Below are 24093 nucleotides of genomic sequence, written 5' to 3'. Positions count from 1 at the left end.
CAAGTTGTTAAAAAGACATTTTACAGATATTTATTGTTAAAGAAATGAAACTTTTGATTATATAAGAGTATGTTTGGCTATTACTCTTATAAAAGAACACTATGTTTTCCATAAAAAAACAGCTTCCGATTGGGAAGCTGTTTTTATTTTAGATAATTTATAGGTAAAGAATTACTAACCTAACTTTTCTTCTAAGCTAGTTTTTCTTCTAACCAAGGTGTTACGCTGTCTAGTGCAGCAGCAACATTTTCTGGTTGGCTACCGCCAGCTTGTGCCATATCAGGACGACCACCGCCCTTTCCGCCAACTTGCTGTGCAACAAAGTTAACTAATTCGCCAGCTTTTACTGAAGACGTTAAGTCTTTCGTTACACCAACGATCAAACCAACCTTGCCATCATTTGCTGTAGCAAGCACGATAATACCTGACTGCATTTTTACTTTAAGCTCGTCAACCATGCCACGAAGCTCTTTACTTGCCACACCATCTAGTTCAGCAATCAACACTTTATTGCCGCCAATTTCAACGGCTTGGCTCACTAAATCTGAGCCTGCTTGTGCCGCTAGTTGCTGCTTAAGCGCAACAATCTCTTTTTCTAATTGCTTAGTACGACCGATAAGTTGCTCTACTTTATCTACGCTACTAGCAACATCTGATTTAACCAATTGTGCGATAGAAGATAACTGCTCTGCTTGTCCGTCAACAAACTTAAGCGCAGCTTCACCTGAAACAGCTTCAATACGGCGCACACCTGCTGCGATACCTGACTCAGAAACAATCTTTACTAAGCCAATGTCGCCAGTGCGTTCAACATGAACACCACCACATAGCTCGATAGAAAAATCACCTAAAGTGACGACACGAACTTCATCATCATATTTCTCACCAAATAACGCCATTGCACCACGCTCTTTCGCTTCATCGATTGGCATCAATTCCGTGTCGCGTGCATGGTTACGTCTAATTTCTTGGTTAACAAGTGATTCAATTTGATTAAGTTCAGCCGCGGTTACGCCCTCAAAATGAGAGAAATCGAAACGCAATTTATCGGCTTCAACAAGCGAGCCTTTCTGGGTAACGTGATCACCAAGAACTTTACGAAGTGCGGCATGTAAAATATGTGTTGCAGTATGGTTCTTAACAATTGCAGCACGGCGCTCAGCATCAATCTCAGCGCGAACACGAGCATTTAATTGAATATCTGTTTGCGCAATACCTTTATGGGCAAAAGCATTACCCACTTTAACGGTATCTGATACTTCAAAGTTACCCGCTTCTGTAGCAATAATGCCCGAATCACCCACTTGCCCACCAGATTCAGCATAAAATGGTGTATTGTCTAACACTACAACACCCTGCTCTCCGGCTTTAAGCACATTCACATTACCTTCTGAGTTAAATAGCTCGACAACAGTAGATGAATATGAATTGTTGGTGTAGCCTTTAAAAGACGTGACTTTATCAGACTTAAGTTGCTCATTGTAATCAGTGCCAAACTGGCTAGCTTGTTGAGCACGCTCACGTTGCAAGCCCATGGCTACATCAAAACCATTTTGGTCAATTCTTAATTGACGCTCACGGGCAATGTCTGCGGTTAAATCAGCAGGGAAACCATAAGTATCGTATAGTTTGAAAACGTCATCGCCAGCAATAGTATCGCCTTCTAAATTAGAAAGGATATCTTCTAATAACAACATACCACGATCTAGCGTGCGGCCAAATTGCTCTTCTTCGATGCGAATAATCTTTTCAATAATTGCTTGTTGCTCGACGAGCTCAGGGTATGCCTGACCCATTTGCTCAGCTAGAGAAGCGACTAGTTTGTGGAAAAATTGCCCTTTAGCATCCAATTTATGACCATGACGCACAGCACGTCGAATAATACGTCGAAGCACATAGCCCCTACCTTCATTTGAAGGCATTACACCATCGGCAATTAAGAAGCTACAAGAACGAATATGATCAGCAATAACGCGTAAAGATTTATTTTCTAAATCATTACATTGCAAAATCGCTGCGGCATCTTTAATAAGGCCTTGGAAAATATCAATTTCATAGTTGCTGTGAACGCCTTGCATAATAGCGGCAATACGCTCTAAGCCCATACCTGTATCTACTGAAGGTTTAGGTAGTGGCTCCATGGTGCCATCTTCATGACGATTGAACTGCATGAAAACTAGGTTCCAAATTTCAATAAATCGGTCGCCATCTTCTTCAGGCGAGCCCGGAGGACCACCCCAAATATGTTCACCATGATCAAAGAAAATTTCAGTACAAGGACCACAAGGACCAGTATCACCCATTGACCAAAAGTTATCAGACTCAAACTTTTTGCCGCCTTTTTTGTCGCCAATTCGGATTATACGTTCAGCTGGAACACCAATTTTTTCAGACCAAATAGCAAAGGCTTCGTCATCGGTTTCATACACAGTAACTAAAAGCTTTTCCTGAGGTAAGCCAAGCGTTTTAGTTAAGAATTCCCATCCATAACTAATAGCGTCTTCTTTAAAGTAGTCACCAAAACTGAAGTTCCCTAACATCTCAAAGAAAGTGTGATGGCGTGCCGTATAACCTACGTTTTCCAAGTCATTGTGCTTTCCACCTGCACGAACACAGCGCTGAGAAGAAGTTGCACGAGTATAGCTACGCTTTTCTGCGCCAAGGAATACATCCTTAAATTGAACCATACCGGCGTTGGTAAAAAGTAACGTTGCGTCATTGCCCGGTACTAAAGAACTGCTCGCAACAATTTGATGCTGCTTGGATGCAAAAAAGTCTAAAAATGCCTTTCTGATCTCGGCACTAGTTTTGATCATAGCCATACCTAAATTTTCTATTAATTAAATTTTCTCAATTACCAAGCTTAGTCACTCAGTAATGTATAAACTTGTTCAGACGTAAAACCGCGATTTAGCATAAAGCGTATACGCTTTGCTTTTTCTTTTTCGTCCTTTATCGCCTTATAGCCATATTTCTTGCTGTACGCTTGCGCTGCAATATCAAACCAGTCAATATCAAGCTCACGTTCAACTTGGCTTACGGTTTCACTATTTACACCTTTTTGGCGAAGCTCTTGCGTTATGTAATACAAGCCATAGCCTTTGGTCGTTCTATGCCTGAAAATCATATCGGCAAACTTAACATCGCTAATATAATTTTCATCAATTAGGAACTGCATTACTTCATCTATTTCATCTTGTTCAAACTCTTTAGCGCACAACTTTTTATTGAGCTCATATACAGAGTGTTCTCGCCTAGATAACAAGTCGATGCCAAGATGAAGAATTTTCTTATTCAAAGGTGTTTAAATCTCACGCCAAAAAGGTCTTCAGCGCAATGTAATGTAATTCTTGTCCATATTCTACAATCAACTGACGAAAAAATCCTAATAGATGATTAAATTGTGATAAGTTTTTACTTTATCGCTAGAATCACGCAAAATATCGCGTATAAAAATAAAACTGATACCCGATCTGCATATTGGGTTTACTCATTAGGGAACTGTATGAAGGAATATCTAAATATCTTCTCTCGCTCTGTTGTTTTTTGCTTTGTTTTATTAATGTTGCAAGCCTGTGGCGGTGACTCTAAAAGTAACGAACAGCAAAAAAGCTTCCAGATAAGTGCTGACACCACAGCGATTTCCTTTAGTAATGAATTTCTGCAAGTCTCGGAAGATACCTTCCAAGTTAAGGTCAATTTTGTAGGTGAAGGGCTACTCGTCGGCTTTGCGCCAGACAGTGACACGGCAAGCTGGCTTAATTACTCAACGTCTGACCTTACAGATACTAGCGCAACAATAGAAATCAAAGTGATTAGTGCAGACCAACTTCCTCCAAATAACTATACAACTAAGTTGAGGTTATCCTCTGGTGACGTCAATACTCGAAACTTAGTTCATCACGATATTGACGTTTCACTACTAGTTTGGCATTTAGGTACCGACAAAGATCTTATCAGTTATGACTCTACACTTGGTGACCAAACCGTTGCTGCCCAGCCTTTAACAATTTCTTCGTTAGGCGAAAATAGTTGGAAAATTAGCAGCGATGTTGAATGGTTAAGTTTTGATGTTAGTGAAGGTACAGGAGAAGCAACGGTTAATGTTTCTGCAGATATTTCCACATTTAACTCACCAGAAAAATACGTGGGTAATGTCATTCTGACCGAAACGACAACAGGTGATAGCCGAATGGTGCCAGTTGAGGTAGGAATTGATAATGTCTATTTTTACGCCGAATCCTCTGGCGTGCTATTAACGCAAACACCAAATATTCAAGTGCCGCAAAAGCAGCTAACCATCCAAACCAATAGCTCTGGCGATGGAAGTTGGCTTGCAACAACGGAAACACCTTGGCTAGCCGTCAGTCAGGAAAACGATAAACTTACGCTTAGTTTAAAAGACACCGAAGCTTTATCTAACGGCACACATCAGGGTGTTGTGACTGTAACTAAAGCTAACGACAGCCAACAAATTTTGCCATTAACCCTTGAAGTTAATTTATACAAAAGTGACCAAGCAACTGAAAACAAATTAATAAACGAAGTACTCATTACTAGCGTTGATTATACAACCTCGCCTAAGTTGCCTAGGGTCTATCTAACTAAAGAACACAACTTACAAACGTATCATAGTTACACAGGTGAATTATTAGCTGAGTTACCGGTGGCTCCTGAGGGTAGTAGACTGGAGCGACTCATCATGCACCCTCAAGGTGATATTTTATTAGCAAAAGCCGTTGAAACCATTGTTAATGATGATGAAACAACCACAACTGAAGTGCACTTTTATAAAATAGACTTACTAACAAATGCTATTGAAGAGCTAGCACCTGATATCGAGTTTGATCCTGTGAAATTTGTGACTATCACAGGCAGACACTTCGTTGTATCACAAATACTCGAGTTAGCTGATGCTAATTTACAGCGTAAGTTTGGACCGATAGAAGGCGCATTCTTTTCAACCGTTATTGAACAAGCTTCAATAACACAAAGTTTATTCGCGCTAGACTTTTCAGATTCGTCAATCAATCGATTTGAATTAAGTGCAAATGATTTTACTACTGACACGATATCTCTGGTTGAAACTCACAGTTACATTCCTGAGTTATTATTAGCCGCGGAAGAACAGCAAGTTGTAACAAACATGGTGGTATCACCTCTTGAAACAGACATTTACTTAATCAGCCCAACAAGCGAATGGTTGAGTTTTGATGGCAGTACTTTTGTTGATAATGGTTTATTAGAGCAATCTGAAGACGCGTTAACCATTGATGTAGTTATTGCGCAAAACGGTCTCGCTCACTACACCAGATATGATGATACTTCTGGTTTTTATATCGACATTTACCAAAAGAATAACAAAACTAATACAGTGTTAACTCAAGGGCAACAGCCAAATACAGTTCAGCTGTCAGCCGACGACAAACGTTTAGTTATTCACTCTTCTACATTTCAAAGAATCGAACTTATTTCTATCGAGCAATTTGAATTATCAACTCAACAGTTGACGTTTGGTTCACATGCAAATAACGCTATCACTGAAACAGCAGAAGTAACCATTAACGGAATCAGCGAGCAATTCCAAATTAATTCAAGTGAAGAGTGGCTTAGTGTCTCTACAGCCTATTCAGAAGAAGGTGTTTTAACGCTAACGACTGCCATTGACGCGAGCAAGATATCAGGCTGGGGAAGATTCACAGCAACGATTAACGTTTACGACCCTGCGACAGATTCTACATCATCAATTTTAGTGACAGTCAATATAGATGAAACAAGACTCTTTTCAGATGGCTTACAAGCAGTCGCATTTAAAGACTTAGATGGATTAAGTCATTTAGCTCAAACACTTACTATAGCTAGTAATAATAGTGAGATGCCTCAGTGGCAAGCGACAGCAAACGTTAACTGGCTATCGTTAACCCCTAATCAAGCAGATAACACACTATCAATAGTAGCTGATGCATCAGGGCTGTCAGATGATATTCATTATGGAGAAATCACTTTAAGCTCAACTGAAAACGGCCAAGCGCTTACTCGTGTCATTCCAGTGAGCTTGTACAAGGAAAACATCGTCGCAGAAGAAGTAAATGTCGAAGATATAAGCGTAAACACTAACGGTTTAGTGTTAGATCCACTTCGCCCATATATGTACATTGCACAGGGCGATCAAATTAAAGTGATTCATATGTTTACGGGCGAGCTTGTTCACTCTATCGCATCTCCGCTTGCCGATATCGATTTAACTGATTTGGTTATACACCCTGACGGTTCAGTACTGTTAGCTTCTAATATTGAAGAATACCAAGACGATAATGATCAAACTCAAACGAGGATCAACCACTACCAAGTTGATTTAGCGACACAGACCATCATGCAACTTGATGCCGAAACAATCAGCATAGACACTCGCTACCGACCAGCAACAATAGCGCTGATCGACGGAAAAGCAGTCATTGTTACCCAAGTAAGAGAATATGCTGACTTTTCGCTACAAAGTTTATATTGGGATCTAGACAATGTGTTCTTTGTTAGCCAGTTTAACCACGTAGTCAGCAACAGTCAGTTATTAGCTTACGACCAAGCAAACAACACCATTGTTAACACTCAACTTGCTTATAACGAGTTTTCTGATAACAAAATTTCGCAAGTTTCTGAGGTTTCATACCAGAATGAGCTGTTTTCAGGAAATGGTGCAATTAGTAACATGGCCACATCAAAAGATGGCGCTAACTTATACACCGCAAGTTTGGGAGCAGAATGGGCTACTTTTGATGGTCAAGAGTATACCGATCAAGGTTTATTACATAATGCTGTGGTATTAGCGACAGTTGCGACGCAAACCAATGCAAACGACGAGCTATTCTTCTATCGCTTTGTCTTTGGAGTAGGTTTCGTGTTATCAAAGTATGACGCAAACCAACAAGTATTATGGGATGTCATTCACACCACTGGTTCAACTAACATTTTTATGTCAACGCAGTTCAATCGTTTGATGAGCCTAAATGAAGGTGTATTAAACTTAGATAGCATTCCTGAGTAAGTAAACAGGTTAAATGTGAAAAGGCCCTACTAGGGCCTTTTTAATTTAGTAGATAACCATTGAAACTTTTAAGCACTGAATTTTCAAAAGTTCGTATAATAAACGTCAATTTCCACAAAACATTATTAAGCTAAAATGGACAAAGAATTTAGCGCATTATCAAATTATTTAAACCAGGTTACTCGCTTTCCTGATGAAGAACTCGATAAGCTAAATGCTATCTCTAGCTTAAGGCACATCAAAAAGGGTGACTTTTTTCTCAAAGAAGGAGATAACCCCAATAGTTTTGCGTTTGTCTATGAGGGTTTATTTAGAGTTACTTACCTCCATGAAAAAGGCAAAGAGTTTACAAAAGGCTTCTTTCCCGAGAATAGCTTCATTAGCTCTTATAGCGCATTAATACAAAATAGAGAGTCTTACTTTTCAATAGAAGCATTAGAAAATTCAACGATAGTTGTTATAGATTACAATAAATTCAAGCAACTGATAGCCAGTAAAGACTATTGGAAAACTTTACTAATTACTTTGCTGGAAAAAGCATTCTGCATCAAAGAAGCACGAGAAAGAGAGTTTTTACTTTTTAATGCGAGCCAAAGATATCAATCCTTCTTAAAAAACTATCCGCAACTAGAAAAAAGGCTTAAGCAACATATGTTAGCTTCATATTTGGGGATTACTCCAGTCGCTTTAAGTAATTTAAGGAATCAGAATCGTTAATCTACTTTAATGAATCGTCACTTAGTACTTGATAGATTTTTGCAAAAACCAACAAGGACCTTTTATGCAAAAACTATTGCCACCAATCCTATTCGTAATGTTAAGTGTTTTAATCAGTATTCTAGACATTTTATTTATATCTGTAACGCTTCTTGCTTCGCCTTATAATCTGGCACTAGGAATACCATTAGTCGTTCTGGGGCTAGGAATTTCTATTTACTACAATCGGTATTTCCATCAGCACAATATTAATATAATGACCTTTGACGAACCTTCAAAACTGCTCACTGATGGAATGTTTAAGTATTCAAGAAACCCTATGTACCTAGGGTTATTACTAGCTATATTGGGCTTTGCTTTAATAAAAAACGGATCGATAATATCACTAACAGCCGTACTAACTTTCTTTGTTATCACTGATCGGTGGTATATAGCATTTGAGGAAAAAATGATGCAAGAAAAGTTTGGTGACGAATACACGAATTACTGCAAGAAAGTTAGGAGATGGATATGAACACCTCCTCTTCAAATAAGCCTACACTAGCAAGTTCGAATAGGTAGATTTAAAAAACGAGAGTTACCTTTTCCGAATAAGGTGTCGAAGATTTTAATCAAAGTAACTGTATATTTGGTAACTCTCGTGTTTAATTCTAGCGATCTACTCTTTGTTTAAGTCATCATAAAGTGTGGTTAACCAACGCTCTTCACTAATAAACCGCCAAGAATAGGATTTGTATTTCTCCCCTACCCCTTGTTTAATAATTTGTTCTTTGTTTAAACCGCTGGCTATCGCTTCTTCAACTAAAGCAATAGAGTTTTCAATCATTTCAGCAAAAATGATTAACTCCTGTTTATTAGTTAACTGCCCATGACCCGGTATAATAATCACATTATCACTAAATTTATCTATCATAAATTTAACGTTAGCTAGGTACCCTTTAACACTTCCGCCAGCTTTCAAATCAACGTAAGGAAAACGCCCTTGAAAAAATAAATCTCCAGTATGAAGAACATTAGCACGCTCAAAAAAGACAATAGTATCTCCATCAGTGTGGCCTGATGGGAGATGAGTTAATCTTACTGTTTCTTCTGCCAAGTGAATAGTGACACCATTGTCATACGTAACAACGGGTAAACTTGCGGTGTCATCCCCTACTCTTTGCTTTATTCTCTTGCGTACATTTTCATGAGCAAATATTGGAGCCTTGTGAGAGAAATAACTATTTCCTCCGGAATGATCGCCGTGGTAATGGGTATTAATCACATATTTAAGAGGTTGATCACTCAATCCTTTCATTGCGTTTTCAATCTTTTCTGCTAGTGGCGCGAATTGATCATCGACTAATATCAACCCTTTAGTTGACGCAAACAAGCCAATGTTACCGCCAGCGCCCGTTAACATGTAAACGTCGCCCTGCGCCTTAATTGCATTGATTTTCACATCGGCATAATCTTGAGCCCATCCATTGAAACTTAATATACCCATGAAGCAAAAGGCTATAGATCGTAGTAGTTTTCTCATAATTTTCTCGCTAAGTATTGTTAGTTTTATAGCGCTAACGTTAGTTGTTTGTTTTCTACTCTATTAACCTTACTTGAAGCAAAGCCGATGGACAAACCAACAAGGCGAATTTTACGGTTTTGAGCTCTTTCTATAGCGACTTCAAATAACGATTGAAACACACTAGATTGAATAGAAATCGCCTGACACTCAGCGGTTGTTTGGCAAAAATCTGAAAACTTCAATTTTACGCCAAGTTTAGCTATCGCCTTTTCTTTACTTTTACCGGTTGCATAGCGAGCTTTTAACTTCTCAGTTAAGGTTTCCATGATAGCTAGCACCTGTTCAATTGATTCTATATCTTTAGACAATGTTGTTTCTATCGCCAAAGATTTTCTTTCACGGTGAGTTTTAACCTCACTTTCATCTCGCCCATGACAGCGATTAAACAGCGAGTTAGCTTGTTTACCCATAAGTGACTGTAGTTTAGAAAATGCGTATTGCCTTACATCTTGTGTAGTTTCTAAACCATACTGACTTAAACGGGCGGCAGTTTTCGGGCCTACACCTGGAATTTTCGTTAATGGCAACTCCTTAACAAACTCCCCAACAGTTTCCGGCGTTACAACACATAATCCATTGGGCTTGTTCTCGTCACTAGCAATCTTTGCGAGAAACTTATTTGGAGCGACTCCAGCAGACGCCGTTAACTGAGTTTCTTGAAAGATGTCTTTTCTAATTTGTTCTGCAATTAGGGTGGCGCTACCACCAAAAGCTTTTGAATCAGTTACATCAAGGTATGCCTCGTCCAAGGACAAGGGCTCAATTTTATCGGTATATCGAGAAAAAATGTTCTGAACAACAAGTGAGACTTGTTTGTAAACCTCCATACGGCCATTAACGATAATGAGGTTTGGACAAAGTTTTAATGCCATATGGTTAGGCATTGCAGACCTTACACCAAATTGACGAGCAAGATAATTACAGGTAGACAGAACGCCTCGGTTACTCTTGCCACCCACAGCTATAGGGTGGTTTCTCAGTTCAGGGTTATCACGCATTTCTACCGCAGCATAAAAACAGTCCATGTCAACGTGAATGATCTTTCTCATTTTAAGCGCCAAAACAACTGTACATAAAAACAGTATATTTAACTAACCGTATTTCAGCAACAAATATTTTAATACTCAAGTTAATTACAAAGACAAATCATACAATGAGCCTGAATCTAAAATATAAGATTAATAAATAGTATGAAATTAATACATCAAATTTTTCAATACAAAACCCAATAAAACTAAGCATATAAAATACAATAACTTACATTTAAAAAGTTACTTTTCGATAACCAAATATAACTTTTTCAGATTATTTTTCTCGCACATTTTGTATATATTGTATACAGTATTGTTACTAAATTGTTTACATAACGTTAATCACCCCTGTCATATACGTAACATTTTAGTAAATCGACGAATTTGTGTAGACCCCACAAATCCGTCTTTCAATCACGAAAAGGTAACATTCAAATGAAAATAAAAAATAAGAATCGAACCTTACTATTGGCAACAGTTGTATCCTCATTTGCCGCTGTAAGTAATGTCTCGATGGCAGAAACATACAAAGCTCAAGCAGCCGTAAACTATTGTAACAGCAATGGTGGCGGAAACTATGAGTACATAGCTAATGTAAAAGTTGGCTCTATAGATAATTCATCAAGTGGAGCGTCTGCGTATACCGACTATACCAGTGTCTCCACTAACTTAACTCAAGGTACAAACAACACACAAATAACCCTTACCCCTGGGTTTGTAAGTGCTGCCTACACAGAGCACTGGGCCGTGTTTATTGACTTTAATCAAGATGGTGACTTTAGCGACAGTGGTGAAAATGTTTTCACTGGGAGTGGCAATTCAGCTGTATCTGGTTATATCAATGTACCTGCTAGCGCTACTCCCGGAAATACTAGAATGCGAATAGCAATGAAGTATCAAGTACCGGTATCGAACTCTTGTGAAAATTTTCAGTCAGGAGAAGTAGAAGATTATACCGTCAGTATTCAAGGTACCGGCGGTGGTAATCAAGCGCCTGTGGCTCGCACCGATGGTCCTTATTCAGGCACCACAGGGACCGGGATTGCCATGAGTAGTAACGCGTCGTCAGATGCTGACGGTTCAATCTCATCATGGAATTGGAACTTTGGAGATGGCACATCGAGTACTTCAGCTAATCCAAATAAGGTCTATAATGCAGCAGGCACTTACACCATTACATTAACTGTGACTGACAATGACGGCGCTACTAACTCGATAACCACTACCGCGTCTATTTCTGGAGGAGGAACCGATCCAACGGGTTATTGTGCAAATACCGGTGGAGGTAACTACGAATGGATAGCGGGTGTCCAAGTTGCCAACTTGAACAACACTTCAACGCAATCCAACTATGGAGACTACACCAATCAAACGGCTAACTTGGGTACTGGTTCAAATACCATAACCTTAACACCTGGTTTTAGCGGCAGTGCTTATACCCAACATTGGGCAGTTTGGATTGACTTTAATAAAGACGGTGACTTCTCTGACTCTGGCGAACAGGTAGTTTCTGGTTTAAGTGGTAATGCTGCGGTAACGGGAACGATTAACGTGCCTTCTGGAGCATCGGGTCCAACCCGAATGCGTGTCGCCATGAAGTATAATCAAGCACCCGCGGGCCCTTGTACCAATGTCGGTTCGGGAGAAGTAGAAGATTACACCGTGAATTTTAGTGGTGTAATAGATCCGCCACCACCAGGCGATTTACCAGATATCTGTGCGACCCAATCACCAACAACATCAACGGCCTTGGAAGACGGCGTTCCTGTTTGTGTACCTTCGGCAAGTAGCAGATTTTCATTTAGTATGCTTGGCAGCGGCAGCCCTACAAGTATTGCGATTTCCACAGCTCACGGTGTTGGAAACCTATCGTTATCAGCAAGTGCAACCGGTTGGCCTAAAGCTGGCGATAGTAGTGTAAGGTCTATGCATGTTGGCAATACGGAATGTGTGATTTTAGTCAACCCAACCTCTAACTGGAATTACATTAGTTTAGACGGCGCATTTAAAGGGGCTTCCATTGTGGCTGACTTTAATAAAACCTCTTGCCGAGTAACACCAGGGGCGCCAGATCAAGGAAATACGGGCTACAAGTACAATAAAGTACACGTAATTGTATTCCCATTTGATTTCCCTGATGCACCACTTGAATTTACTACAGCTCAGATCAACGAAGAGATGACGAAAACTCGTCAATACTACCGAGAACAGTCTTACGGTAATTTCGATGTAACATGGGAAATAAGACCTAAAATAACCATGGAAGATCCGAAATCAAAATATGACAACGACAAGAGTGCATGGGGTCCAGCCCATGATGCGAAAATAGAAGCCGCTGGCGTCGATCCCATTTTCCCTGGTGAAGGTGTTATTACTATGATTACCGCGCCAAAAATTGGACCAACACCAGCCACCTCGATTAATTCACAAGCCGCGCCTCCTTCAATGGAAATATATACTTATGCAGCAGGTACAATTGCCCATGAGATTGGCCACGCTCTAGGGTTAAGACATTCAATGTCAGTCGAGGGTGGTAACTCTATGCTTAACTCTGGAAACGATACTATTTCGAATTACGGAAACGTTTTTTCTATGATGGGTATGGGGGCTCATACACTGGAAGAATACAACTTAATGTACAAGAGTTACTTTAAAGATTGGATCAAAGACAGTGATGTGCCTGTAATTAACAGCTCTGGTACTTACCGAATCTATGCGTACGATCACGGTACACCTTCAGGTCATGGCGCTCCAGGTAATATTGGTATTCGCTTAAAATCTGGAAATGGCGAATATACCTATTGGGTTGAATATCACACCACAGCACGTGGAGAAATTGGTCAAAATGACCCTTTCCGTACACCATTATTACGAAACGGTGTGGTCATTAATATGCAAGGTTACTTGGAGAATGAAAGCCAAGCATCATTTTGGAACCATCGTTCAGCGATGATAGATACTACACCTAATTCTCAAAGCACTGCTAATTGGGGATTAGAAGATGAAACTGATGCGCCACTGCAAATTGGTAAGAGTTTCACTGACCCTTGGGGAGGCTTCCGTATCACGCCTATGGCAAAAGGTGGTACAGAAAACACAGCAAACGCTTGGATCGATATTAAAGTTGAAAAATTCTAATATCGCGAATGAAGTCGCTATTTAGCGCGGCGTCATTTTTATCAATAAATATCGACAGGGGTTAAATACACCAAGCAAAATAATAAAAACAACATTTTACCAAAACAAAACGCGGCCAATTGGCCGCGTTTTCATTAAAAATCTTTGTTTTACAGGTTTTTAATATCTATTTGTTGTTGCTCTTTCAGCTTTTCTTCTCGCTCTCGTTCTTGGCGACTTTCGCATGGGTTATCACAGTTACATTCTTTATCAATACCAATAGTACCTAAACCACCACAGCTACCTGCGAGTGACTTTTGTTGAAAAATATAACCGACAGCCATCGCGATAACGATCAATAAAAATACCGCGAAGGTAACAATAAACATAGCCATTAATGTTGCCCTTAAAATACCCGAATGCCCTTTTTAACACGGCTATTTTAACTCAGCCGCTTAGATATTGCCAAAGCAAGTTAATATTTTAACTGAATTAAATGCTGACAAGAAAAAGTCGAGCTTAATTGCTCGACTTTTTCTTAGTATGATTGACTGGTGAAATTAGTATTTTACCACTTCAACGTCTATCCAAGCGTTTGCAGTATTCTCTGTGCCACCTTTTGCGACAGGTGTAATTTTGAATGAGTTAGAAGGATCTGTCCAACTGCTGCCTATTTGCAGCGGTGCATCATTATAATCTTCTAGCGCCCAGCTAGAGCTGCGAGAGTTAGGTGTGAAATCAAGTAACTTAGAAATATGATTCCACCACAACCCTGGGTTTTCCTCCTCTTTAAACCCTTGAACATTAACTAACACCCCATTGCGTAATAGCGGTGTTCGAAGCTTAAGGTTATCAGCGGTATCATCTTCACCATGTGCTGATGTGCGATATTCAACCCAGTAAGTTAAATTTCCATCGGAAGACTTTAGTTTAATACCAATGATACCTGGAGTATTCGTTCCTGACGCAGAACCATGATCAAACGCATAGATTCGGTAAGTACCAGAGGAGGTCACCAGCGGAACCTGGGTATCGTTTATCCATCCTTGGAAGAAACTCTTATAGACTAGATTAAATTCTTCATAGTCATAGCCCCCCATACCCATTAAATCAAATACATTGCCGTAGTCATCTACCGTAGCATTGTCAGTGATGACTTGGTTTCCTGCATTAATTGCGCGAGCATGATGTAAACCAAAGCCATGGCCCATTTCATGTGCAATAGTACTTCCATTGTAATGGACAATTTCAAACGTTGAAGGACCACCAACAGAGTTCGCTAAATTTCCAGCAGGTCCATAGCGAGGAGCAGTAACCATGATCAAAGTTGCTTCATCTGGAAAGTCAGGATCATCGCCCATAGCTTCTATAGCCGCCCGATAATCAGGCTTAAACAAGGTTTTATCGTTATATTTTGACATTGGATAAGGAAGCGTTGTTCTTGGTTTGAGGTCCCAAGTCACCGTAAAGTTACCGTATGATTGCTCCGTAAAATACTCTTTAACTTTCTGCATCTCAGTATTAATCTGAGCGTTAGTAAACTCTAATTGAGTATCCGAAAAATTAAACGGGTAAATAACAACATTTACATTGTTGTAATTCCAGCCATTATTTAAAGAGCCGGGATCCGGCGCGCCTACTTGCTCGCGGCAAGATGTAGCGTTGAAGTCGGCTACGACACTGGTACCTTTAAACAAACCACTTAACTCAACATAGTTCCAACCGGTGTTGTTAGTATCAAGATTAGTTAACACCAAGCACTCGGTATTGCCAACGTGTTTTGATTCAATGCTGTTATCACCAGCCGTTGGCTGACCACCAGCTTTAGCGCGCATCGTCAAATTGCCTTTACCGTGTTTAGAGGTAAAGGCGATGCTAGAAACATCCGTTCTTAACCAAAGTGAAATTCCGAAGCTCTTTTTACCATTGGTAGTTGGCACACATACTGGTACCCCATCTGATAACGTTGTTGCAGTCGTAGGATCTTGTGTTGCGCACACATCTGGCAGGCTACCTGTTGGTGGTGGAGGATCTATGACTCCGCTAAATTTGACCGTATAATCTTCAACTTCCCCAGAGCCGACATTAGTGCAAGGACCAGCCGGTGCTTGATTGTACTTCATAGCCACTCGCATTCGTGTTGAACCAGTAGCTCCAGAAGGCACGTTTATAGTTCCCGTCACCGCAGCATTACCACTTAAGCCGGAGACTACCTGCTCTCCTGCGTCAGTAAAGTCGCCATCTTTATTAAAATCAATCCAAACCGCCCAATGTTGAGTATAAGCACTGCCGCTAAAGCCAGGTGTTAACGTAATAGCATTAGCGCCTGCAGATAAATTGGCCGTTTGGCTCGTATAATCACCATAATTAGATTGAGTTGAAGTGTTATTCACGTTAGCGACTTGAACACCTGCGATCCATTCATAGTTACCACCGCCAGTATTAGAACAATAGTTGGTAGGGTTAGTCCCTCCCCCCGTTATTGTCGCAGTAGTTGTCGTGGAATGTGTTGCACCATCATTATCTGTTACGGTTAACGTTACATTATAAGTTCCAGCTGCACTATAGGTATGATTTGGGTTAGCAGAGGTGCTAGAAGAGCCATCGCCAAAATTCCAGTTCCAAGAGGTAATAGAACCGTCTGAATCAGAAGAAGCATTACTATTCATGGCAATACCTGTTCCGACTGTGCCAGAGTATGGACCATCCGTGCGAGCTACAGGCGCTTGATTACCTCCTCCTGTACCAGGAATGTTAACTGTGTAGTCTTCGACTTCACCTGACTGAAAATTTTCACAGGCATTAGAAATAGCGACCTGATATTTCATTGATACTCGCATTCGAGTGTTTCCAGATACCGCATTAGACGGCACATTTATCGAGCCGGTTAGTGCTGAATTTCCACTACCTGAATACACCTTCTCTCCACTATCAGAAAAGTCACCATCTTGGTTAAAATCTATGTAAACGGCCCAATGTTCCGTATAGGAATTACCAGTAAAGCCCGGCGTAAGGGTAATGGTATTATTACCCGTAGCCAAGTTCGCGGTTAATCCAGTAAAATCGGTATAAGGTGTAGTCCCTGAAGATGTGTTGGCTACATTAGCCAGTTGCACTCCCGATATATACTCATACGAGCCTCCACCAGAACTCGCACAATAATTGACGGCAGATGCGGTAATACTTGGCATAGACTTCAGTTTTTTGGGGGCGGGTGGTCCATCTGGAACATCTGCATACGAAGACACGCTAGTTAAACACAACGCAGTAAGGCATGAAGCCAATACTAACCCTTTGTGTTTCTTTTGGTGTTTATCATTCATTTTTTTATCCTTTAAATGAAAGCCTTCTTAGTAAGCTTATTGCAAGCTTTTTGTTATTAGGCTCTGTTAATTGTTTTCAACTTCTTATGTATTGTCAGTGGAAAGGTACTAACTCACATCACGCGTTTACCAACAATTAACACCAATATTACACCCTGACTACAATAAATTGTATATTTTATGTACTATTTATTGCAGTAACTCGTGGGATAATCTTTGAAAGGCCTATTAATACATTGAATCTTATTAACTTTATTTCACGCCCCTCCGTTTATAACTATTAAGAATATAAAGTTCACATAGGGAATATTGATATAAAAGCATAAAAAAGCCGAGCGGTTTTCGCTCGGCTTTTAGTCAGTTAATTAACTAGGTTGTTTATTTAAGGATTTCTACGTTTACGTCAATCCAAGCACTAGCAGTATTTTCAGTACCACCTTTAGCTGTTGGCGTAATTCGGAACTTACCTGAAGGATCTGTCCAACTATTACCTATTTGCAATGGTGCATCGTTATAATCTTCAAGCGCCCAGCTCGAACTGCGAGAGTTAGGGGTAAAGTCTAAAAGTTTAGAAATGTGATTCCACCATAGACCTGGGTTCTCTTCTTCTTTAAAGCCTTGTACATTCACTAATATGCCGTTTCTTAGTAATGGTGTACGCAACTGATGCTCTGGTGCAGAATCATCTTCACCGTGTGCTGAAGTACGATATTCAATCCAATACGTTAAGCTTTCGTCATCAGATTTCAAACGAATACCAATTTGGCCAGCAGTATTGGTACCTGCCGCTGAGCCATGGTCAAACGCATAAATACGTTGTGTACCTGACGTAGTAACAAAAGGAACATCTGTATCTTTCAACCACCCTTGGAAGAAACTCTTATACATTAAGTTGTATTCTTCATAGTCGTAGCCGCCCATTCCCATTAAATCAAATACGTTTCCGTAATCATCTACAGTCGCTGTATCAGAAAGAACCTGGCTACCGCCATCAACACCTCGCGCATGATGTAAACCAAAAGCATGCCCCATTTCGTGCGCAATGGTACTGCCGTTGTAATGAACAATAAGGAAGTTTGAAGGGCCACCAACAGAGTTAGCTAGATTACCCGCAGGTCCATAGCGTGGCACCGTCATCATAATCAATGTCGCTTCATCAGGAAAATCAAAGTCAGCGCCAGTTGCTTCAATTGTCGTACGCGCATCAGGATTGAACAATGTTTTGTCGTTATATTTTGACATTGGATGCGGAATGGTCAATCGAGGCTGTATCTGCCAAGTAACGTTAAAGTTACCGTAAGATTGCTCAGTGTAGTATTGCTTAACTTTTTCCATTTCCGCGTTAATTTCAGCGTCAGTCCACTCTAATTGGGTATCTGAAAAGTTCATCGGGTAAATAACAACATTTACATTGTTATAGTTCCATCCGTTATTAGTGGCACCTGGATCTGGCTCACCTACTGTTTCTCGACATGATGTTGCATTGAAATCAGCTACAATGCTAGCCTCTTTAAATAGGCCTGTGAGCTGAACGTAATTCCAACCACTGCCGTTAGTATCAAGGTTAGTAAGAACTAAACACTCGGTGTTACCAACATGCTTCGACTCAATGCTGTTATCACCTGCACTTGGCTGGTCACCAGCTCTTGCACGCATAGTTAAGTTACCTTTACCATGTTTAGTAGTGAAAGCGATGCTAGACACATCGTTTCTTAACCATAATGAAATACCGTAACCTAAAGTACCGCTTGTTGCAGGCATACAAACAGGCACACCGTCTTCTAGTGTTGTTGCAGTTGTAGGTTCTTGTGTCGCGCATACATCTGGAAGCGCGCTTGGATTTGGATCCGGATCAGGGTCAACAACCGTTCCATCAAACTTAACCGTGTAATCCTCAAACTCGCCCGAGCTTACGTTTGTACAAGGGTCTGTAACCGCTTGATTGTACTTCATTCCAACACGCATACGAGTAGTACCCGATGCATCTTGCGGCACGTTTATCGAACCAGTTACTGCACTAGTGCCGCTTAAACCGCTAACAACTTGCTCTCCAGCATCAGCAAAATCACCGTCTTTATTGAAGTCGATCCACACTCCCCAATGTTCGGTGTAAGAGTTTCCACTAAAGCCTGGAGTTAAGGTTATCGAATTAGCGCCTTTAGCAAGAGTCGCCACTTGATTTGTGTAATCAGCATAATTTGACTGAGAAGAGGTATTATTTAGATCAGCGACTTGTACACCTGCAATCCATTCGTATGTACCGCCACCAGTTACCGAACAATAATCACTAGGGTTGGTGTTTCCATCAGTAATGTTGGCAGTTGTTGATACTGAAGATGAAGCACCATCGTTATCGGTAACCGTTAAAGTAACCGTAAAGTTACCAGCACTTGCATAGCTATAACTTGGGTTTTGTGCGCTACTGGTATTACCGTCGCCAAAATCCCATAACCATGTAGAAATGCTACCATCGCTGTCAGTTGAGCCAGCGCTACTCATTGCAACTGCTGAGCCTACAGTACCTGAATAAGGCCCTGTTGTAGCAGCTGTTGGTGCTTGATTTCCGCTACCTTGGATATTTACTGTGTAATCTTCTACTTCACCCGAAGCGAAGTTTTCACAAGAATTAAATGGAGCATTGCCATACTTCATGGCAATGCGCATACGCGTATTACCGCTAACCGCATTAGCAGGTACATTTATCGTGCCTGTTACTGCAGAATTACCGCTACCTGAATACACGTTTTCACCTTCGTCGGTAAAATCGCCATCTTGGTTAAAGTCGACAAATACAGACCAATATTCAGTATAAGAATTATTGACGAAACCAGGGGTTAACGTTATTGCATTACTTCCTGTAACCAAATTAGCCGTTAAACCTGTAAAATCGGTATACGGCGTTGTACCACTTGATGCATTGGCTAAATTAGCGACTTGCACATTGGCAATATACTCGTAATTACCACCACCAGAACTTGCACAGTAATTCACCGCTGAGGCAATTGCACTTGGCACTGATGTTAGTCTTTTGGGGGCAGTTGGACCACCAGGAACGTCCGCATGCGAAGGCACACTGACCAAGGATAACGTTGTCAGGTATGAAGCCATTAACAAACCGCTACGCTTGAACTGTTTATTATTATTCATTTTTTTTCCTTCTATAAGAAAGCTTTATTATTGAGCCAATAAAGGCCTTTTATTGTTGAGCTTTATTAATTGCTTTCAACAAGTTACGTTTATTGTTAGTTAATTTTGTTATTAGTCCGTACAAACAAATTTACTCGCAATTAACATTAATGTTACACAATTATTACATTAATGTGTATATTTTATGCACTTATTGTGATTAGAAATAGACTAAACTGAGTGCTTAACGTACACATATATATGAAATTCATATCGTTTTTGTCAGCGATGAAAGCCAAAAATTTTTTTGATTTAATGTGAATTTAGAAGTAAAACGAAAACATCTTTAGGTCTACGAATGGGTGTAAAGAAGTTAGCAAGAGTTAATTAGCGTCTAAGTCTCCTAATAAAAAGATTTGTTCTACTAGCTTTTATAAAAAACCGAAGCCTTTCAACCAAGTAATCGCTTCCTTTTCATTATTGAAAAACTGAAGCTTAATAGGTGACAACTTAATTTCTCGAAGAAAGCGGTCTGATTGATATTTTTTAAGGCCATGATCATCAACGACAACGGCCTCGTATTTTTGGTTATTTTCTACACACCATTTCTGAAATTCATCCATTAACGTTTCTGTCTCTGGGGTACCGACAACCCAATTAGTCGTAATAACGAGTGAGGCCCACTCTTTCTCTTTGATTAGATCAATATGCTTTTTAAGATCGGCTTGAAAATCAAGAACTGTACCTGCATCCCAAACTCCGTGAGGTTCGACTCGAATACATTGGTTTTTAACTTTGACAAGATATTTCATCGTTAATCCGATGTAACTTTTAAGCATGCTAATGTTTCATACGTATCGACAACAAAATGCAGATGACTAATCAGATACAAAGACTTAACAAGCGTAGAATAATAAAATTATAGATTAGGCCTGCTGCATTTACATAACAGATATGAGTCAAGTTATAAATATTAAGACCTATCTAAAGACTCAAAGATATTTGAAGCGTGTGATTACTGAGGAAAACAGCGAATTGATAATCAAGAGAGCTTAACTAATGAAAGAAAAAGAGAAGATAGCAATGGCGCTAGTAGTGTCTAACGCCGAGTTTAAAAACATGTACTATTTTAAATAAGGCATAAACGCTTTCGTTGTATGCTCAATAAACCCTGTATCACTTTTGATAATCAAATAGGCCGCCAGGTTATTTTGCTCAGCAAACTCAACCGCCTTTTCAGGGCCCATGACCATCATAGCAGTAGAAAGGCCATCAGAGGTCATAGACGAAGGGTGAATAACCGTAACTGACACCAATTTATGGTTAATTGGCTTAGCAGTTTCAGGATCGATAATATGTGAGTATCGTTGGCCATTCTCTTCAAAATATTTGCGGTAATCGCCTGATGTCGCAACAGCGTTATCTTTTGGAATAACGATTTGTTGCATTGCTCTTTCATGAGAAACCGGCTTTTCAATGGCAATAGACCAAAGCTCGCCAGTATGCTTGAAGCCTTTAGCACGTAATTCGCCACCAATTTCAACCAAGTAGTTGTGTGCACCGATAGAATCTAAATATTCAGCCACTAAATCCACGGCATAACCCTTTGCCGTTGTTGAAAGGTCAACGTATAAATTAGGAATACTTTTAGACAGCATATTCCCTTCTAAGTGCAAGTGTTCAATGCCTGAGCGATTTTTTGCAATGGCGATCTCTTCGTCTGTAGGCACTTTTTCAGGGCGAGCTTCTGGACCAAAGCCCCAAAGGTTAATTAATGGGCCGATAGTAACGTCTAAACTGCCGTCACTGAGCTTGCCCAAACGGATAGATTCAGCAATTACGCGACCTAGCCCTTCAGATACTTCTACTGGCTCAAGGGAATGATGAGCGTTAAATTTAGATAGTTCAGAATCTGCAATCCAATTGGACATATCTTGATTAAGCTGCTTTAAAATAGCTTCTATGTTCTCATGAACAATAACGTCATTTGGAATTTGCTTATCACCTTCGAGCGGCTGCTCAATATATTTTACATTGTAGGCAACGGTACCCATGGTAATACCTTGTAAGTGGATTTGTTTCTTATTCAAATCATTACTTGGAAAACACCCGGCTAACACCACTAGTGCTAAAGCCACGAAACCATACATCAATTTATTCATCTAATTTACCCAATTGACCTTCTCTACCCTTAGGAAACAAAAAAAGGCGGCCTAAGCCACCTTTTTATTCAACTTCTATATTACTAATTTTGAATTAGCCGCCGAAGTCATCTAGAAGTATGTTCTCATCTTCTACACCTAAATCTTTCAGCATGCCAATTACAGCAGCGTTCATCATAGGTGGACCACACATGTAGTATTCACAATCTTCTGGCGCTTCATGGTCCTTAAGGTACTCCTCATAAAGTACATTATGAATAAACCCAGTCAAACCATCCCAGTTATCTTCTGGCTGAGGATCTGAAAGAGCCACGTGCCATTCGAAGTTATCATTTTCAGCCGCTAAGCCGTTATAGTCATCTTCATAGAACATTTCACGTAATGAACGTGCACCGTACCAGAAAGAGATCTTACGCTTAGATTTAAGACGCTTAAGTTGATCGAATATGTGTGAACGCATAGGCGCCATACCAGCACCACCACCGATAAATACCATTTCAGCATCAGTTTCTTTCGCGAAGAATTCACCAAATGGACCTGAAATAGTTACCTTATCACCTGCTTTTAGGTTAAAGATATATGATGACATCTTACCTGCTGGCAAAGAAAGGTTATTAGGCGGCGGCGTAGCAATACGCACGTTAAGCATAATAATGCCTTCTTCTTCTGGGTAGTTCGCCATTGAATACGCACGTAATGTGTCAGTATCAACTTTAGACTCAATATCAAAGAAGCCAAAACGCTCCCAGTCACCACGATACTCTTCATCAATATCGAAGTCTTTGTATTTAACGTGATGCGCAGGTGCTTCAATTTGAATATAACCACCAGCACGGAATGGTACAGACTCACCATTAGGAATTTTTAATTTCAATTCTTTAATGAAAGTTGCCTTGTTATCGTTAGAGATAACTTCACATTCCCACTGTTGAACACCAAAGATTTCGTCTTCTAGTTCAATATCCATGTCTTGCTTAACAGCAACCTGACACGCTAAACGACAGCCTTCTTTAGCTTCACGCTTAGTAATGTGGCTTTGCTCAGTAGGTAAAATATCACCACCGCCTGAATGTACTTCTACACGACATTGGCCACAAGTACCACCACCACCACAAGCTGATGGAATGAAAATACCTTGTTCAGCTAATGCGCCAAGTAACTTGCCACCAGCACCAGTAGTAACCGCTTTTTCAGGGTCACCGTTAATTGAAATAGTCACGTCACCGTCGGCAACCAACTTTGATTTAGCAAATAAGATCACTAGAACCAAAGCGATAACGATTGCAGTGAACATGCTAACGCCGAGAATTATTTCCATCGACTTTTCCTTTACACTTCTCTAGGAGAAGGCTGTTGCGAGAACGCTAAGCCTTCTACGTTAATCTTATTATAACGAAATACCACCAAAAGAAAGAAAGCCAAATGCCATCAATCCAGTGGTAATAAACGTAATACCTAAACCTTTCAAGCCAGCTGGAACGTCAGAGTACTTCATTTTCTCACGTAAACCCGCAAGTAAAACGATAGCCAATGCCCAACCAATACCTGAACCGATACCGTACACAACTGACTCAGTTAACGTGTAGTTACGAGCAACCATGAAAGATACAGCACCAAAGATCGCACAGTTAACCGTGATCAATGGTAGGAAGATACCTAGAGCGTTGTACAACGGTGGGAAGTACTTATCTAAAACCATCTCTAGAATTTGTACTAGTGCCGCAATTACACCGATAAAGGTAATAAATGATAAGAAGCTTAGGTCAATAGTTTGAGTTGGGTCAGTAATACCAAATACGCTATCTAATGCACCAGGAGCCAAAATAGCTTGATAAATCACTTGGTTTACAGGAACCGCAATACCTAGTACCACGATAACCGCAATACCAAGACCAATTGCTGTACTTACTTTCTTAGAAACCGCTAAGAAAGTACACATACCTAAGAAGAAAGATAACGCGATATTCTCGATGAAAATCGTTTTAACTAATAGTGATAAATAATGTTCCAT

General features: G+C 40.2%; 15 protein-coding genes. 4 read left to right on the top strand and 11 right to left on the bottom strand.

Going from position 1 to position 24093, the window contains the following annotated elements; all coding sequences use genetic code 11:
* Positions 1-191: 191 nt before the first annotated feature.
* Both alaS and ACOB80_RS03610 read right to left on the bottom strand, forming a co-directional pair.
* Positions 192-2816 carry an alanine--tRNA ligase gene (gene alaS / locus ACOB80_RS03615; RefSeq protein ID WP_473164436.1) on the bottom strand — a complete coding sequence of 875 codons (2625 nt, stop codon included), beginning with the start codon at positions 2814-2816 and terminating at the stop codon, positions 192-194.
* Positions 2817-2863: 47 nt separating this feature from the next.
* Complete coding sequence (locus ACOB80_RS03610; RefSeq protein ID WP_473164435.1) at positions 2864-3298, bottom strand: regulatory protein RecX; 435 nt, start codon at positions 3296-3298, stop codon at positions 2864-2866.
* Between the two features lie 207 nt (positions 3299-3505).
* Between ACOB80_RS03610 and ACOB80_RS03605 the strand changes: the two genes are divergently transcribed.
* The 3 genes from ACOB80_RS03605 to ACOB80_RS03595 all read left to right on the top strand — a co-directional run bounded on the left by ACOB80_RS03605 (position 3506) and on the right by ACOB80_RS03595 (position 8273).
* Positions 3506-7042 carry a hypothetical protein gene (locus ACOB80_RS03605; RefSeq protein WP_473164434.1) on the top strand — a complete coding sequence of 1179 codons (3537 nt, stop codon included), beginning with the start codon at positions 3506-3508 and terminating at the stop codon, positions 7040-7042.
* 135 nt (positions 7043-7177) lie between these two features.
* Positions 7178-7759 (top strand): Crp/Fnr family transcriptional regulator, encoded by a 582-nt coding sequence (locus ACOB80_RS03600; protein ID WP_473164433.1) that lies wholly within the window; start codon positions 7178-7180, stop codon positions 7757-7759.
* Positions 7760-7823: 64 nt separating this feature from the next.
* Positions 7824-8273, top strand: coding sequence for a methyltransferase family protein (locus ACOB80_RS03595; RefSeq protein ID WP_473164432.1), 450 nt, complete (start codon positions 7824-7826; stop codon positions 8271-8273).
* Positions 8274-8417: 144 nt separating this feature from the next.
* On the opposite strand, the gene ACOB80_RS03590 is transcribed toward ACOB80_RS03595, so the two are convergent.
* Positions 8418-9281 (bottom strand): MBL fold metallo-hydrolase, encoded by an 864-nt coding sequence (locus ACOB80_RS03590; RefSeq protein ID WP_473164431.1) that lies wholly within the window; start codon positions 9279-9281, stop codon positions 8418-8420.
* Positions 9282-9307: 26 nt separating this feature from the next.
* Complete coding sequence (gene dinB / locus ACOB80_RS03585) at positions 9308-10372, bottom strand: DNA polymerase IV (protein ID WP_473164430.1); 1065 nt, start codon at positions 10370-10372, stop codon at positions 9308-9310.
* Positions 10373-10789: 417 nt separating this feature from the next.
* On the opposite strand from dinB, the gene ACOB80_RS03580 reads away from it, so the two are divergent.
* Entirely contained in the window at positions 10790-13492 is a 2703-nt protein-coding gene (locus ACOB80_RS03580) for a GEVED domain-containing protein (protein WP_473164429.1), read from the top strand.
* A gap of 149 nt (positions 13493-13641) precedes the next feature.
* Here the strand turns inward: ACOB80_RS03580 and nqrM are convergent, their stop codons facing one another.
* From nqrM to nqrE, 7 genes are all read right to left on the bottom strand, one after another.
* Entirely contained in the window at positions 13642-13866 is a 225-nt protein-coding gene (nqrM, locus tag ACOB80_RS03575) for a (Na+)-NQR maturation NqrM (RefSeq protein ID WP_473164428.1), read from the bottom strand.
* 165 nt (positions 13867-14031) lie between these two features.
* On the bottom strand, positions 14032-16794 hold the full coding sequence (locus ACOB80_RS03570) for a GEVED domain-containing protein (RefSeq protein WP_473164427.1): 2763 nt from the start codon (positions 16792-16794) through the stop codon (positions 14032-14034).
* Between the two features lie 378 nt (positions 16795-17172).
* Positions 17173-19941, bottom strand: coding sequence for a GEVED domain-containing protein (locus ACOB80_RS03565; protein ID WP_473164426.1), 2769 nt, complete (start codon positions 19939-19941; stop codon positions 17173-17175).
* Positions 19942-20351: 410 nt separating this feature from the next.
* Positions 20352-20732 carry a hypothetical protein gene (locus ACOB80_RS03560; RefSeq protein WP_473164425.1) on the bottom strand — a complete coding sequence of 127 codons (381 nt, stop codon included), beginning with the start codon at positions 20730-20732 and terminating at the stop codon, positions 20352-20354.
* A 312-nt stretch (positions 20733-21044) separates the two neighbouring features.
* Positions 21045-22082 carry an FAD:protein FMN transferase gene (locus tag ACOB80_RS03555; protein WP_473164424.1) on the bottom strand — a complete coding sequence of 346 codons (1038 nt, stop codon included), beginning with the start codon at positions 22080-22082 and terminating at the stop codon, positions 21045-21047.
* Positions 22083-22176: 94 nt separating this feature from the next.
* A complete protein-coding gene (gene nqrF, locus ACOB80_RS03550) occupies positions 22177-23400 on the bottom strand; it encodes an NADH:ubiquinone reductase (Na(+)-transporting) subunit F (protein WP_473164423.1) in 1224 nt (407 codons plus the stop codon).
* Between the two features lie 69 nt (positions 23401-23469).
* Positions 23470-24093: an NADH:ubiquinone reductase (Na(+)-transporting) subunit E gene (gene nqrE / locus ACOB80_RS03545; RefSeq protein ID WP_473164422.1), complete on the bottom strand. Its 624-nt coding sequence runs from the start codon at positions 24091-24093 to the stop codon at positions 23470-23472.

This window comes from Thalassotalea coralli (assembly GCF_055786205.1).
The sequence above is the reverse complement of the archived record's forward strand: the minus strand, read 5'-3'. Positions and strand labels throughout refer to the sequence as shown.

Bases quoted from the DNA above. Each gene is read 5' to 3' on its own strand.
- ACOB80_RS03570 (WP_473164427.1), bottom strand. From the start codon at position 16,794: ATGAATGATAAACACCAAAAGAAACACAAAGGGTTAGTATTGGCTTCA.
- alaS (WP_473164436.1), bottom strand. From the start codon at position 2,816: ATGATCAAAACTAGTGCCGAGATCAGAAAGGCATTTTTAGACTTTTTT.
- ACOB80_RS03555 (WP_473164424.1), bottom strand. From the start codon at position 22,082: ATGAATAAATTGATGTATGGTTTCGTGGCTTTAGCACTAGTGGTGTTA.
- ACOB80_RS03590 (WP_473164431.1), bottom strand. From the start codon at position 9,281: ATGAGAAAACTACTACGATCTATAGCCTTTTGCTTCATGGGTATATTA.
- ACOB80_RS03605 (WP_473164434.1), top strand. From the start codon at position 3,506: ATGAAGGAATATCTAAATATCTTCTCTCGCTCTGTTGTTTTTTGCTTT.
- ACOB80_RS03580 (WP_473164429.1), top strand. From the start codon at position 10,790: ATGAAAATAAAAAATAAGAATCGAACCTTACTATTGGCAACAGTTGTA.
- nqrM (WP_473164428.1), bottom strand. From the start codon at position 13,866: ATGGCTATGTTTATTGTTACCTTCGCGGTATTTTTATTGATCGTTATC.
- ACOB80_RS03560 (WP_473164425.1), bottom strand. From the start codon at position 20,732: ATGAAATATCTTGTCAAAGTTAAAAACCAATGTATTCGAGTCGAACCT.
- nqrF (WP_473164423.1), bottom strand. From the start codon at position 23,400: ATGGAAATAATTCTCGGCGTTAGCATGTTCACTGCAATCGTTATCGCT.
- nqrE (WP_473164422.1), bottom strand. From the start codon at position 24,093: ATGGAACATTATTTATCACTATTAGTTAAAACGATTTTCATCGAGAAT.
- ACOB80_RS03600 (WP_473164433.1), top strand. From the start codon at position 7,178: ATGGACAAAGAATTTAGCGCATTATCAAATTATTTAAACCAGGTTACT.
- ACOB80_RS03595 (WP_473164432.1), top strand. From the start codon at position 7,824: ATGCAAAAACTATTGCCACCAATCCTATTCGTAATGTTAAGTGTTTTA.
- ACOB80_RS03565 (WP_473164426.1), bottom strand. From the start codon at position 19,941: ATGAATAATAATAAACAGTTCAAGCGTAGCGGTTTGTTAATGGCTTCA.
- dinB (WP_473164430.1), bottom strand. From the start codon at position 10,372: ATGAGAAAGATCATTCACGTTGACATGGACTGTTTTTATGCTGCGGTA.